Raw genomic sequence first — 14,051 nt, 5'->3', positions numbered from 1 at the left:
CAGTTAGTTTTTAAGGTCTTACACAAATATGGTGTTCATGCGAAGGCGCAGTAGATAACATTGTTCAATTAGCTCATCATTGTTAAAAGATCTTAACGGGCGCACAAACAAATAAAAAATTTGAGGGGTCCGTGCTTACTAAAGATAAGACTTCTGTTGATAATAGCAATACCTGCTCAGAACAACTCGAGCTGGTAAACATCCTGTGGCTTACGGGGGGCGTCGCCGAAATTGGAGAGTGAAATACCCAGCAACCGGACTTTCACGTCTGTGGGGTCTGTTTTCAATAACAATTGTTTGGCGGTATCTGCAATTGTATCGAGGTCGCCTACTGCATAGGGGAAAGATTGGTTTCTCGTGATCTGCCGGAAATCACTGTACTTGATCTTTAAGGTGATCGTCCGTCCTTTCAGCTGGTATCGCTGCAACCGGTCGTAGACCAGCTTGGCAATTTTATCCAATTCCGCATTCATTTCCGCTACTGTTGTCAGGTCATAGGGGAAGGTATCTTCTGCACCAAGCGATTTAGTTTCCCGGTGGGGTTGTACTTCCCGGTCGTCCTGTCCACGTACGATCTTGTAATAGAACCGGCCTACCTTCCCGAAATGGCGGATCAGTTCATCTTCCGTTAGTTTTTTCAGGTCAGCGCCGGTGAACAGGTGCATACGTTTCATTTTATCGGCCGTTACTTTGCCGACGCCGAAAAACTTCTCTACCGGCAGCCGTTCCATAAAGGCTTCGATCTCTGCAGGTCCTATAAACGTTAATCCGTCCGGCTTGTTCATATCGGAGGCTATCTTGGCGACGAACTTACTCACTGATACGCCTGCACTGGCGGTGAGGTGCAGTTCCTCTTTAATAGCTTGTTTGATCTCCTGAGCGATCACGATGGCGGAGCGCACATTCCGTTTGTCCTGTGTTACATCCAGGAATGCTTCGTCTAATGACAGTGGTTCTATCAGGTCGGTATAGCGGGCGAAGATGGACCGGACATGTGTGGATACTTCTTTGTAGATGGCAAATCGGGGCCGTACAAATATCAGTTCCGGACATAACTGCAATGCGCGTTTGGAAGGCATGGCAGAACGTACGCCGAACTTGCGCGCTTCATAACTGGCTGTTGCCACTACGCCACCCCGCCCTTCCGGCGAACCGCCTACCGCGATAGCTTTACCGCGGTACTCGGGAAAATCCCGTTGCTCCACAGAGGCATAAAATGCATCCATGTCGATATGTATAATCTTCCTGAGGGTCGTATGTGGCGCTGCTTCGTTGGTCATGATATGCTGTAAAATTAGCTAATTCCTCAGGAATGTACCGGGCATACTTCTGTTCCCGGCAAACTGCCATTTGGATAAACGGTGAACGACAACAAGCGAAAATGATTTACCTTCCGGCGCAAATAAAAGAGAATACTGAAAATCTGCTTATTTATGAAATGGAACCTACTACCTGTATTGGGTGCCGCCAGCATCACCCTGATGCTGTCATGCAACCAGCAAGGAGAGCACAAAACAGCATCGCCTGATATGCTGGCCGCTAATCTGGACACTACAGTCGCCCCGGGCGATGACTTCTTCAGCTATGCCAATGGTGGCTGGATCAAAAAGAATCCTATCCCCGACGAATACAGCAGCTGGGGTATCGGACAGCTTGTGCAGGAAGAGCTCTATACCCGTCTGCTCACTATCAACGAGCATGCGGTGAAGGATCCGAAAGATCCTGTTGCTAAAAAGATCGCTGCTTTCTGGAAGAGCGGGATGGACTCTGCCACCCAGCAACGCGACGGTATGAAACCGCTCACGGAAGATCTGAGTGCGATAGATGCAGCTACCACGCTCCCGCAGATCATAGATCTGATGGGCCGTAACTACGTGCAGAACTCCGTATTCTTCGGTGCTTACATCGGTCAGGATAGCAAGAACAGCGAACAAATGGCCTATCATCTGTATCAGGGAGGTCTCGGTCTGCCCGATCGCGATTATTATTTCAATACCGACGCCCGCACGCGTAAAATAAGAGAGGCATACCCGGGGCATATCGCCCGCATGTTGCAGTTTGCCGGCCTGGATACCGCTGCTGCTACCAAAGCCGCTACCGATATCATCAAGCTGGAAACCAAACTAGCCCAGGTGAGCCGCAAACTGGAAGCGCTTCGCGATCCTGAAGCCAACTACAACAAAATGTCCGTGGACGGTCTTTCCAAATTGTCTGCAACCATCAATTGGGCTACCTTCCTGCAGCAACAGGGGGTCTCTAAAATAGACAGTGTTATCGTAGGGCAACCGGAGTTTTTTACGGCGCTTAATAAAGTGCTGACATCCGAAAGTATCGCTACGCTGAAACTATATATGAAATGGAACCTTATCAGTGCCAATGCCAACGTGCTGGGAGATACGATCGCTCTCGAAAGTTTCCGTTTCTATGGACAGCTGCTAAGAGGTAGTAAAGTACGCCAGCCGCGCTGGAAACGGGTGCTCAATGCTGAAGAAGGGGTAATGGGAGAAGCGCTCGGACAGTTGTTCGTGAAAGAATACTTCAATGAAAAAGCCAAACAGCGCTATATCAAACTGGTGGATGCAATCCGAGAGGCACTTAAAAACCGCATCACGAAACTAACCTGGATGGGTGATAGCACAAGGGAAAAGGCATTGCATAAGCTCTCTACCATGACAGCTAAAGTAGGATATCCTGACAAATGGAAAGACTTCTCTTCCATGGACATCAAAGAGCAGTCCTACTATGCTAATATGAAAGAAGCTAACCGCTGGTGGCATCAGTACGAGGTGAACAAACTGGGTAAACCGGTAGATCGCACCGAGTGGGAAATGACACCGCAGACTTACAATGCCTATTATAATCCCAGCAATAACGAGATCGTACTTCCGGCAGGTATCTTTACCGTACCTGGCAAACGTGATGAAGAACTCGATGATGCACTGGTATACGGTTATGCCGGCGCTTCTACGATCGGCCACGAGATCACGCATGGATTTGACGACAGCGGCCGCCAGTTTGATGCTCAGGGTAACCTGAAAAGCTGGTGGACCAAACAAGACGAACAACGTTTCAACGACAGGGCGGCTGTCATGGTTAAACAGTTCGATGGCTACCGCGTGGTAGATAGCCTGCACATCAATGGAAAGGCTACCCTGGGAGAGAATATTGCCGACCTGGGTGGTATCCTGCTCGGTTGGGATGCCTTTGTCCTCACCGAACAATATAAAAAGAACGAAAATATCTCCGGCCTCAATCCGGGGCAGCGTTACTTCCTGGGTTATGCCCTGGGATGGCTGAGCCATACCCGCGACGAGTCGCTGGCGCAGCGTGTAATGACCGACGTACACTCTCCTGCTAAATTCCGGGTAAACGGTCCCTTCTCTGATGTAGATGCTTTCTACCAAGTATGGGGTATCAAACCGGGACAGCCGATGTATATCGCGGACAGTGCCCGTGTACGCATCTGGTAAACGGGCAATTTTTGTATACTTCGCATAAAAAAGGAACGCTTGTCAGGCGTTCCTTTTTTATTGACTTGCCATTTGCATACCTGTGCAAATGGATATGACCGGATCAGTGTGTTTGCAGGACGTTGTCCAGTTCCTGCAGGAAAGCCACCGGTTGTTCGAACATGGGGAAGTGGCCAGAGCGTTCTATCCAGTGCAGGCGCATGGACGGTTGTATCACTTTAAACTCATAAGTATAGAAGGCCAGGGCATCCTGTGCACCGGAGATGACGTCGATGCGGCCTTTATACTTTGGCAGGGTCTTGCTCAGGTCGTAGCCTACCCGGCCCAGGTCTTTTACGATCAGCCCCTGTGTTACCAAGTTGGGTTTGCCAGTGTTGATCTGTGCGAACAAGGTATCTATGCGGCTTTTGTCATAAATGTAGCCTAACCGGCTGGTGCGGGCATACAAGGTAGAATCGGCCGCATTGGCTTTTCCGGTGCTGATCTTTTTTTCCAAAGCATCGAACAGTGCCAGGTCGGACACGCTCATGCGCACCCGTAAGTTGTTGACATGCCGGGTCAGCAATGTTGTGGATAATGTGTAGTATCCCGGGCATGCCAGCACGAGCGCTTTCACCCGTTCCGGATGTTTGGTGGCATAACTCAGGGCCAGCATGGCTCCCCAGGAATGCCCGTAGATCACACTCTTTTTGATCTTTAAATGATCCATCAGGAGGGTGATGTCATCTTCTGCGGCTTTCAGGTTGATCGTGGTGGAATCCAGCGGCGTGGGAATGGATAATCCTGTGCCTCGCTGTTCCAACAGGATGGCCAGGTACTTTTTGCCTAATGCTTCGGCAACGGTGGCTTGTTGCTGGCAGGCGTTGCCGGGGCCGCCGGAAAGCAGGATCACGGGCGTGCCCTTCCCGTAAATGTGGTAGTAGAGTTTTCCGTACGCGTAAGGGATGGAGTCGAGTTGCTGCGAATGGGCAGACAAAGCGCAGAACAATAAAAGCGCGAGCAGGTGGGTAACTTTTTGCATCACCAAATATAACGAAATGGAGATTTGCAAATAACCGACTTATCCATAAAGAGATTTACATTATATTGCCTGTATAGCCAATACATTTTTAGCTACCTTACCTAAATGCAAACACGCATGAAAAAAATTGTTCTCGTACTGCTGCTACACCTGGTTTATTGTACCTCTTTCTCACAGCTGCGTACTTCCTTTCTGAAAGATAGCTTCGACAATTATGTGAATGAAGCTCTTAAGAAATGGCAGGTCCCGGGCGCTGCCATTTGTGTTATACAGCAGGGAAAGATCGTGGTGATGAAAACCTATGGTGTACGGGAGATGAACAAACCGGAACGGGTAGATGAAAACACCCTGTTTATGATAGGATCGAATACGAAGGCATTTACGAGTACAGCCCTGGCTACGCTGCAGGAGGAAAAGAAGCTACAGCTGGATGATCATGTACAGCAATGGCTGCCGGATTTCCGGCTTCGTAGAGTTCACCTCGTACGATTTCTATAAGCAATAAACTTTTTACGGAATAACTGGTTACAAAAGCACAGGCATCCCTGTGCTTTTGTAGTTTTGTGATATGACCAGGTATATTGCATTTCTCAGAGGTATTAACGTGAGCGGACAAAAGCTGATCCGCATGGAGCATCTCCGGACTGTCTTCACAGACATGAAATTCCGGCATGTACAGACCTATATACAAAGCGGCAACGTCATCTTCGATGCTACTACTGCCACGACACCGGAAGCGCTGCAGCAAAAGATAGAAAAGCAACTGCTGCAAACCTATGGTTTCGAAGTGACCACCATTGTCAGAACGCTTTCACAAATACAGGAGATTGTAGCTAATAACCCATTTGCTGCTCAGATGGGAGAGGAGCATACCATGCTCTATGTCGCTATATTACCTGTTATTCCGGATACGACCCTGGTCAATACCCTGGTTGCATTAAGTACGCCATTGGATACCTACCATGTCCGTGACAGGGAGGTATATGTCTTCTGCCGTAAGAACATCGGCAAAAACCTGTTCTCCACTATGCTGATAGAAAAGAAGCTAAAGCTACCTGCTACCGTACGTAACTGGGCTACTATGAATAAACTGCTGACTTATCCGTCGCCAGAGCAATAAAGACAGTCTCTCTGTTCTTACGCTATTTTCGCTAATCTGTGTACAAATTTGCAAACGTTTGCAATTGTGCGGAAGGTTTGTTATTTTTAGTATACAAGCTTAAAGCGATCCCGTTATGAATAACACCGTGTAATATGCGATGGAAGCTATTCCTGTCGTATTACCTGCTAACAACCACACTAATATATAACAGCCCGGATGAACCCTTGACCACCCGCCAGGAGCATTATGTCTTGCAAGTTTTTTCTTACCACTAAATTTTTTATCTGTAAATCCATTTCTACCACTATCTAAACCAATTTTCATGAATCAGAATCAATACCTGCTTCGCGCAAGCAGGCTGACAGGTCATCTCCGTACCTGCCTGGTCTTGCTATGTCTGTGTTTTACCATTCATGGCCACCTGATGGCTGCTACTATCAATGTCAGCTCTTTATCGGCTTTACAATCTGCCATTAACAATGCGAATCCCGGCGACGTCATCGTGCTGGCCAACGGCGTCTATACTGCCAGTACGGATATTACGATCAACAAGCAGGGTACTGCTTCGCAGCCGATTACTATAACGGCGCAGAGCATACTGGGTGCGGAGATCAAAGGGACTGCAGGGTTTAGCATCGTCAGCCCGGCGAAGTACATTATCATCAAAGGGTTCAAATTCACCCACAATGCATCCCAGGCTACGATGGCCAGTGGTACCAGTTTCTGCCGCTGGACCCGCAACCTTTTCCAGACACCTGGTGCAGGCGAGAACCTGCTTCTCAATGGTAATGATCATGAGGTGGACTACAATACTTTCCAGCACAAAAATGCGATGGGTCGTTTCATTGCCATCAGGGGTTCCGGTAGCCAGATCGCGCAACGGTTGTATATACATCACAACTATTTCTACGATCATAATAAGCAAACCGAAAACGGTGCAGAATCCGTACAGTTCGGACTAAGCGGTTTAAGCCTTTCTTCGAGCAACAGCATCATGGAGTATAACCTCTTTGAAGAGTGTGAAGGCGAGAACGAGATGGTATCTATCAAGACATCTGCGGTGACCTTCCGGTATAATACCGTACGTAACTGTCCGGCTCACGTTACTTTACGGCATGGTAACAAGAACGATGTATACGGTAACTACTTCCTGAACACGCCGGGGGTCCGTATTTTCGGCGATGATCACAAGATCTACAGCAATCATTTCGAAAACTGTACGCCAGCTATCAACATCGGGAACGGCGATGGAGAAGTAGCGAACGGCGCGCCGCTCACCTCGCATGATCGTCCTGACAGGGTACTGATTGCTTTCAACACGCTGGTAAATAATCCACAGAACATCATTATGCAGGGACGTACCAATGGGCTGGGAGCTACTGCTATTACTATTGCCAACAATATCATACAAGGCGGAGGTGCTGCCGCCAGCCTGTCGGGATCTATCAGTAGCCCGGTATGGTCCGGCAATCTCCTTTACAATACTAACGGGGCCGGTTCTATGCCATCATCGGGTTATACGACAGCGAATCCTTTGCTGGCTAGGGATGCTACCGGTACTTTCCATCTGCAGGCAGGAAGCCCGGCTATTGACAATGCTACCGGTTCTTATCCATCGGTGACTACCGATATGGATGGACAAGCCCGTACGGCGCCGTTGGACAAAGGTGCGGACGAAGTATCCGGAGCGGCTGTAACGGCCCGTATCCTGACGCCGGATATGGTAGGACCTACTGCCGGAGACGACCCAAATCCTCCGGGCTGCCAGCCGGTATCTGCCAGTGGTGATGACGGCAATGTGGCTGCCAATGTACTGGACAATGACCTCAACACCCGTTGGTCTGCCAGTGGCGACGGCCAGTGGATACAGTTCTGCCTAGGTGATCCTGCTTCCGTATCTGGTGTACAGATCGCCTTTTACAACGGCAACTCCCGTACTTCCCGTTTCGACATCCTCACCGGCGATGACGGACAGAATTGGAATACTGCCGCTTCCAACCTGGTGAGCAGCGGTAGCTCCAACAGCCTGGAGTCATTTACTTTCTCTGCCCGTACGGCCAAGTATGTACGCATTGTAGGGCATGGTAACAGTGTGAACGCCTGGAACAGCTATACCGAGGTGAAGCTTACCACCGGTACGGCTGCGGCCCGTGTTGCACCTGTACAAAGGGAAGCCGCACTCAATGTGTATCCTAATCCGTTCAACGAGCAGGCCACGGTCACTTTCCAGCTGGATAATGCTGCACAGACGATCTTGTCCGTACATGATATGAATGGTAAAGTGGTGAAGGTGCTTGTCAACGGGATGTTGAACAAGGGCACACATCATGTAAAGACCATCGGTACCGGTATTCCTTCGGGTATGTATATCCTGCGGCTGCAATCGGGGACTACTATACTGACGAAGAAGTTACAGAGACTATAGGAAGATTATTACGCTGACAAAGAAACTACAGAGACTAAAGCGTGATCCCTTCCTATCCAAAGGCCCTTCCTTTCTGCAGGCGGAAAGGGGGGCCTTCCTGTATTACGATCTATCCTGTGTTAGCACCTGTGCCGGGAGGTGTACATGTAAATAAAATGGATATATTTGCCAGATGATGGAAGCTGCACAACCCGACCCGGAAATACTTCGACAATTGGTAGTGATGAAAATGCCGTTCGGCAAATATAAGGATACAGTGCTTTGTGATCTGCCGGTATCTTACCTGGAATGGTTTCAGCGGGAAGGCTTTCCTAAGGGGAAGCTGGGCATGTTGCTAGAGACGATCTATGTGATCAAGGTCAATGGATTGACCGGGTTGCTGACACCACTCCGGCAAAAATAAGCCATCTTCCTGTAGCTGATATATGGCGATTGTTGTGCCCCTTACCTGTGAGAACAGCTCACCTTGCCCGTTTGTTATTCGTGAATAGTCAACCAAAGATAACATACCATGCTACAGCCACGTTTCTTCTCTCCATCCGCCGATGGCGGTAACGGCCACGCGCAAGCGAACCCCTTAGCCCAATCTGAAAGAGTCAGTATTATCGATGCCATCCGTGGTATTGCCCTGTTGGGTATCCTGCTGATGAACATTCCTTTTATGGCCTTGCCGTATCAGCTGGATTTCAATATCAGCTTACGTAATGAATTATCGGGGCCTAATTATTATACCTGGTGGGTCGTCAACGGATTATTTGAAGGCACCATGCGGGGCCTGTTCTCCCTGTTGTTTGGCGCTGGTACTATCCTGTTGCTACGGCGACTGGAAAAGAAGCAGATGCCGGACTTGCTGACGCCGGCGGATATCTATTACCGCCGTATGATCTGGCTGCTCCTATTCGGCCTGATAGATGCTTTTCTGTTCATCTGGGTGGGTGACATCCTTTATTCCTATGCACTCTGCGGATTGTTCCTTTATCCCTGCCGTAATATGAAGCCTAAACACCTGTTGTGGCTGGCGTTGTTCATGTGTCTGTTGTCTACTATCAGACAGTCGTACACCCGCTACCAGAGTATCGATATGAAAAAGGAAGGGATGTATGCGCAGCAGCTGGAAAGTAAACATATCAAGCTGACCGACGAACAGAAGGAGCAGAAGGAGAAGTGGGAGAAATACCAGCGTAATCATCATCCTGACACGTTGCGGAAAGCGGCGGATAAGCAGGTGGCAAAGGTATTGAAAGCGAACTATTTCAAACTGATCGCCATTACGGCGGAGGAGAATGTACATCAGCAGACGCTGACCTTCTACCTGGTGCTGATATGGGATGTGCTGGCTTTCTTTTTCCTGGGTATGGCTTTATTCAAGTGGGGGGTACTGACGGGTGAACGTTCGCTATCCTTTTACTGGGGTATTACTATTGTGGGATATGTGATCGGGCTGAGTGTCAACTACTACCTGCTGAGCAGTATGCTGGCGGCTAAGTTTGACGGAGTGGCTGTTGCGGAGCGGATGCCGGTAGACCTGTACCAGTTGAAGCGGGTGTTTATGACTTTCGGGCATCTCGGCGCGATCATGTTGTTGTACAAGTACAAGCTGGCGAAGCGATTCCTGTCGCTGATGGCCAGTGTAGGGCAGATGGCCTTTACGAACTACCTGTTACAGGGTATTATCGGGGGCATTATCTTCAACGGATATGGCTTCGGGTGGTATGGACAGCTGGAACGTTACCAGGTGTATTATGTAGCCGGTGCGATCTGGCTGTTCGAGATCATTCTCAGCAGGCTATGGCTGCGTTATTTCCTGTTCGGTCCTTTTGAGTGGGCGTGGCGCAGTTTGACTTACTGGAAGGTGCAGCCTTTCAGGAGGAGTATCTTATAAAAACTACAGCAGCGGGATAGTGGAAGGTTATCCCGCTGCTGTTATGATATTGTTTAGCGTCGTGCTGTCTTCCCGAGCAGTACGGCAGCAATTTGTGCGGATATCGCATTGTCACATAACATATCGAGCCAGAAATATTCTCCTGCTGCGTTTACTTCGAGGAAGAAGTATTCACCTTCGGGGGAGAGGATGACGTCGATAGCCCCATAGTTCAATCCTGTATATTGCATGAAGGTGAGCAGCTGTTGCTGGAGGGTATCCGGCAGGGTGTACGGTTGCCAGTCGTTGATCAGTGCTACGCCTTCTTTGCGCCAGTCTACTTTAGAATTTTCCAGTTTTGAGGAGTCGATGCTGAAAGCAAATATTTTATTGCCGACGATGGTGATACGCAGTTCGAGCTGTTTGGCTATTTTCTGCTGGAAGACCATGGGGCAGTACTGTATGCTATCGAGTTGTTGTAGGTTTTGCGAGGTGATTTCGTTGGTGAACACGACATGTTCTACGCCTTCGCGGTAGATGGCGAAGGAGCTTTGCATTTTGGCGATCACGGGTGTCTGGAGGGTGTTGATGAAGTCGGCGACTACCTGTGCATCGTTGCTGATGCAGGTGGGAGGTATTTGCAGGCCGGCTTTGACGGCTAGGCGTAGTTGTTCTTCTTTGCTATCGAGGCGGCGGTAAACGCTGCTACGTTCGAGGTGGAAGGCATCGAGGCCTTCCAGCATGCCGAAGAGGGTGCGTTGTACTTCGCCTTTGGCGGCGCTGAGGAACTCTTTGTCCAATACGGTATCGAGGCCTTTGCCGATGTTGTAGCCTCTGCGGAACCATACGGCGGAGACATCGTCGAGGCGGTATTGGCCATCGGCGGTGTGTAGGTGTACCAGGTGTTGATTATTGACGAAGGTGGTGCTCAGGCGTACGGACAGCGGGTAGGTGTCTACGTTGAAGCGGATGGCTTCGCCACCCAGTGCTGCGATTTGATCGCTGACGGTGTTGATGGAAATATTATCGCCCGTGTGGGTGATGATCAGGACTTTTTGTGTAGCCATTTTTTATCTTATTAACCAGTTTTTCTGCTATTGTTTCGCTGATAGGGTAATCCAAATATTTTTGCAGCATGCCCCATTCTCCTTGAGGATTGACTTCGAGGAAGACGTATTGTCCATCTGGTTGGCGGATCATGTCGATGGCGCCGAAGGAGAGGTCGAGGGCTTGCATGCATTGATGCAGTTTGTCTGCAATATCCGGGGGCAGCTGGTAATGCTGCCAGATGGCGCCACCGCCGGAAATGCGCCAGTCGTGTTCTCCGGTGCTTCCGCTGGCATCTATTTTACCGGCGAAACATTCTCCTGCTATGTAGGCGATGCGTAGTTCGTAGGCTTTTTCGATATAGGCCTGGAATATCATCGGGCAGTAGGAGAGGCTGTGCAGGAGTGGCAAGGTATGTGATTCCAGCCGGGTGGTGGGAAAGAATGGTGCCTGACCGCTCATGCTGCGGGACAGGGCGCCATGTAGTTTCATGGCCACTTGTTCCTGTTGTTGGGAATAAAATTTTTTTACGCTTTCTCCATCATTGGTCATGACAGTAGCAGGGATACTGAGCCCGCAGGTTTGTGCTACCTGTAGCTGTTGTAGTTTATTTTCTGCGATGGCGTGATCGGTATACATTTTATTGATCCAGGGTACGTGGGAGAGTGCCCGGAAGAAGATATGCAGGTAGGTGTGATATTCCTGGCGATAGATGCCGCTGTAGTCGGTATCCAGTCCGGGAGGTACCTGGAAGCTCCATAGTTTGCGATACCATACGGCTTCGATATCGGCGGTGGCGATGACGGTATCGTCGATGGTCAGTTCGCATCCTGGACGTTGGCCATTGATCCCAACGGTATACCTGAAGTGGTACCGGAGTGGGAATTCGTCGGTATTGAGGCGGTGTGTGGCATAGCCCAGTTTGTGCAGGTGTTGTTGCACACCGTCTATTGTGTAATAGTCTTGAGAGTGAGTGATGCAGAGTATCATGCCCGGGAGTGATAAAGGGGCCGGCAACGGCGTGGGTGCTGTTGCCGGCTATAAAAGGGAACAGGTGTATCGGTCTGGTACAGCTGTTAGTTGTAAAAAGGAATGGAGCTATTGCTTACACATTACTTTCGTCTCCATCGGAGGGATATTTGAGTGTATGCAGTGGCTCGTCGAGGAATTTGTTGGTGATAGACAGTTGTGCGGCTTGTTGCAGTTGTTCTTCGTTTTTATGCTCTTGTGTTTCGAGGAACTGGGCGAAGAATGGCTTTTCAATTTGAACTTGCGTCTTCATCGTAGTTTGGTTGAATGATTTAAAAAATGATGATGAGATGGGATTAATCTACGCCAACGCCATCGTCTCCATCGGAGGGGTATTTGTGTGTTTGCAGGGGTTCGTCGAGGAATTTGTTGGTTCCCCAGGCTTGTGCTGCCTGTTGCATTCTTTCTTCGTTCTCGCTTTTTTGTGTTTCGAGGAACTGGGCGAAGAAAGGCGTCTCAATTGGAAGTTTAGTTTTCATCGTTGATGAAGGTTTGGATTAAGTGACAAAAAAAATGATGTTTTTGGGGGAAGACTATTCTACGCCGTCGTCGCCATCGGAGGGATACTTGTCGGTGGTAGCGGGCCAGTCGAGGAATTTGTTGGTCCCCCATGATTCGGCTGCCTGGCGTTGTTTGTCTTCGTTCTGTTGTTGTTGTGCTTCGAGGAACTGAGCGAAGAACGGGCGCTCGATGTGTTTTTCTGTTTTCATGTATAGTTGGGTTTAGGTGTGAAGTAAAACCTTAAGACAGGGGACCGCCTTCGTCGCTGTCGGAAGGATATTTCATTGTTTCGTAGCCACCGTCCAGCAGGCGGGTGGTAAGGGATGATGCGCCGGGCATGTTGACGCGGTTTTCTGTTTGTTGAGCTTCGAGGAATTGCGCGAAAAACGGGCGCTCATTGTTTGTTGGTTGCATAGCTACTACGCTTTATGTGGGTGAGGGTTTATTAAAAATCCTGTGCAGCCTTTTGCTGCACAGGTGTGAATGACTATTCTGTGATGGGAATGTCTATCCAGGGCCAGGTGATCAGTTTAGCTGTTTCCTGATTGGAGTTAGACTTAGCTTCCAGCAGTTGTGCGAAGAAGGGTTGAACGGTTTCTTGGTTTTGTTGCATACATGTAGGTTTTTAAATGAAAGAATGAACATGGTATCGTTGATAATCACGATGGGGTGATTAGCTTACGATGGGGTTGTCGATCCAGGGCCAGGTGATGGTATTGGCAACAGCATCGTTGGTAGCTACTGATTTAGCTTCGAGCAGCTGAGCGAAGAAGGGTTGAACGGTTTCATTTTTTTGTTGCATACGTCTTGCGTTTATAATGAGAGAATAAAAGGATGAAGGGCCGGTCGGCGTGCTGCCGCAGCGATAGGATCACACACACCGTGCGTGTTCGTTACCGCATGGAATGGCAGCGTCAGGCTAAAAGGTGTATCAATAGTGTGTGCCCGGCAGCGGGCACTATGGGTTTACAACTACACCATCGTATGTTCAATGGTTATTCTTTTTTGAGGGTATTAGATCTCTACACCATCATCTCCATCAGAAGGATATTTTTGTGTTACGGCACCATCTTTTAACGGATGTGTGGGGATTGCGCCTAATAACTTTTCGTTGTTGGCAACTGATGAATGAGCTGGGGTAGCGGCTTCCAGAAACAATGCGAAAAAGGGTTGTACTAAAGAGGCATTTGTTTTCATGGCTTAACATTTTTTATTGGTGAACAAAAATAGGGAGTATTAAATAGATCAATAATAAGCTGTTAACGGATCAGGAAACGCATTCTCCGGCTATGACACGCACTGGTTAATTATCAAATTGGAATGATCCTGAAGGGTGCTTGGTTGGCATAGCAGGTCAATATTCCACGGATAAAGCAAAAACGACAGTCTGTAATAGAACAGGATGTATGAATTTAAGAGAAAATGTTGAACCGTCAAAGAGAATTGATGGGTTTCCTTTCAGAGCGGTCCTTTAGTCGGGTGGGGTTGGGATCTGTGGGCCCATCCTGCCCTTTATAAACAACACTACGCGTAAAAGCTAACGGAATAACGGATCATCACTGGCAGGGTTCCGTTGTTTAAAGTCCAACCTCTTC

At 48.9% G+C, this 14,051-nt stretch carries 17 protein-coding genes; 6 read left to right on the top strand and 11 right to left on the bottom strand.

What is annotated here, in order from left to right:
* Window positions 1–176 precede the first annotated feature (176 nt).
* Entirely contained in the window at window positions 177–1,280 is a 1,104-nt protein-coding gene (gene dinB, locus KTO58_RS12995; protein ID WP_095838956.1) for a DNA polymerase IV, read from the bottom strand.
* 153 nt (window positions 1,281–1,433) lie between these two features.
* Here dinB and KTO58_RS12990 point away from each other — a divergent pair, with 153 nt between their 5' ends.
* The gene (locus KTO58_RS12990; protein WP_095838957.1) at window positions 1,434–3,470 is read left to right on the top strand and encodes a M13 family metallopeptidase; all 2,037 of its coding nucleotides are present in this window, start codon (window positions 1,434–1,436) and stop codon (window positions 3,468–3,470) included.
* Window positions 3,471–3,573: 103 nt separating this feature from the next.
* Here the strand turns inward: KTO58_RS12990 and KTO58_RS12985 are convergent, their stop codons facing one another.
* Window positions 3,574–4,491: an alpha/beta fold hydrolase gene (locus KTO58_RS12985; RefSeq protein WP_095838958.1), complete on the bottom strand. Its 918-nt coding sequence runs from the start codon at window positions 4,489–4,491 to the stop codon at window positions 3,574–3,576.
* A gap of 117 nt (window positions 4,492–4,608) precedes the next feature.
* Here KTO58_RS12985 and KTO58_RS12980 point away from each other — a divergent pair, with 117 nt between their 5' ends.
* From KTO58_RS12980 to KTO58_RS12960, 5 genes are all read left to right on the top strand, one after another.
* Entirely contained in the window at window positions 4,609–4,989 is a 381-nt protein-coding gene (locus KTO58_RS12980) for a serine hydrolase domain-containing protein (protein ID WP_157752986.1), read from the top strand.
* Window positions 4,990–5,059: 70 nt separating this feature from the next.
* The gene (locus tag KTO58_RS12975; RefSeq protein WP_095838960.1) at window positions 5,060–5,611 is read left to right on the top strand and encodes a DUF1697 domain-containing protein; all 552 of its coding nucleotides are present in this window, start codon (window positions 5,060–5,062) and stop codon (window positions 5,609–5,611) included.
* Window positions 5,612–5,915: 304 nt separating this feature from the next.
* On the top strand, window positions 5,916–8,018 hold the full coding sequence (locus KTO58_RS12970; RefSeq protein WP_157752987.1) for a chondroitinase-B domain-containing protein: 2,103 nt from the start codon (window positions 5,916–5,918) through the stop codon (window positions 8,016–8,018).
* A 172-nt stretch (window positions 8,019–8,190) separates the two neighbouring features.
* Window positions 8,191–8,421, top strand: coding sequence for a DUF3820 family protein (locus tag KTO58_RS12965; RefSeq protein ID WP_225860236.1), 231 nt, complete (start codon window positions 8,191–8,193; stop codon window positions 8,419–8,421).
* Between the two features lie 108 nt (window positions 8,422–8,529).
* A complete protein-coding gene (locus KTO58_RS12960) occupies window positions 8,530–9,900 on the top strand; it encodes a DUF418 domain-containing protein (protein WP_095838962.1) in 1,371 nt (456 codons plus the stop codon).
* A gap of 53 nt (window positions 9,901–9,953) precedes the next feature.
* Here the strand turns inward: KTO58_RS12960 and KTO58_RS12955 are convergent, their stop codons facing one another.
* The 9 genes from KTO58_RS12955 to KTO58_RS12925 form a co-directional block, all read right to left on the bottom strand.
* Window positions 9,954–10,946 carry an MvdC/MvdD family ATP grasp protein gene (locus KTO58_RS12955; protein WP_095838963.1) on the bottom strand — a complete coding sequence of 331 codons (993 nt, stop codon included), beginning with the start codon at window positions 10,944–10,946 and terminating at the stop codon, window positions 9,954–9,956.
* Window positions 10,903–11,916: an MvdC/MvdD family ATP grasp protein gene (locus KTO58_RS12950; protein WP_095838964.1), complete on the bottom strand. Its 1,014-nt coding sequence runs from the start codon at window positions 11,914–11,916 to the stop codon at window positions 10,903–10,905. Before KTO58_RS12950 ends, KTO58_RS12955 begins: the two co-directional genes overlap by 44 nt.
* Window positions 11,917–12,031: 115 nt before the next feature.
* Window positions 12,032–12,208 (bottom strand): microviridin/marinostatin family tricyclic proteinase inhibitor, encoded by a 177-nt coding sequence (locus tag KTO58_RS12945; protein WP_095838965.1) that lies wholly within the window; start codon window positions 12,206–12,208, stop codon window positions 12,032–12,034.
* 43 nt (window positions 12,209–12,251) lie between these two features.
* Window positions 12,252–12,434: a microviridin/marinostatin family tricyclic proteinase inhibitor gene (locus KTO58_RS12940; RefSeq protein WP_095838966.1), complete on the bottom strand. Its 183-nt coding sequence runs from the start codon at window positions 12,432–12,434 to the stop codon at window positions 12,252–12,254.
* Between the two features lie 54 nt (window positions 12,435–12,488).
* Window positions 12,489–12,665 carry a microviridin/marinostatin family tricyclic proteinase inhibitor gene (locus tag KTO58_RS12935; RefSeq protein WP_095838967.1) on the bottom strand — a complete coding sequence of 59 codons (177 nt, stop codon included), beginning with the start codon at window positions 12,663–12,665 and terminating at the stop codon, window positions 12,489–12,491.
* Between the two features lie 31 nt (window positions 12,666–12,696).
* Entirely contained in the window at window positions 12,697–12,870 is a 174-nt protein-coding gene (locus KTO58_RS12930; RefSeq protein WP_095838968.1) for a microviridin/marinostatin family tricyclic proteinase inhibitor, read from the bottom strand.
* Between the two features lie 73 nt (window positions 12,871–12,943).
* Window positions 12,944–13,069 (bottom strand): hypothetical protein, encoded by a 126-nt coding sequence (locus tag KTO58_RS28805; RefSeq protein ID WP_255408009.1) that lies wholly within the window; start codon window positions 13,067–13,069, stop codon window positions 12,944–12,946.
* Window positions 13,070–13,129: 60 nt separating this feature from the next.
* The gene (locus KTO58_RS28800; protein WP_255408010.1) at window positions 13,130–13,258 is read right to left on the bottom strand and encodes a hypothetical protein; all 129 of its coding nucleotides are present in this window, start codon (window positions 13,256–13,258) and stop codon (window positions 13,130–13,132) included.
* A 212-nt stretch (window positions 13,259–13,470) separates the two neighbouring features.
* A complete protein-coding gene (locus KTO58_RS12925) occupies window positions 13,471–13,653 on the bottom strand; it encodes a microviridin/marinostatin family tricyclic proteinase inhibitor (RefSeq protein WP_095838969.1) in 183 nt (60 codons plus the stop codon).
* Window positions 13,654–14,051 lie beyond the last annotated feature (398 nt).

This window comes from Chitinophaga pendula, assembly GCF_020386615.1.
GTDB classification, from domain to species: Bacteria; Bacteroidota; Bacteroidia; order Chitinophagales; family Chitinophagaceae; genus Chitinophaga; species Chitinophaga pendula.
This window is presented reverse-complemented; position numbering and strand designations above follow the sequence as displayed.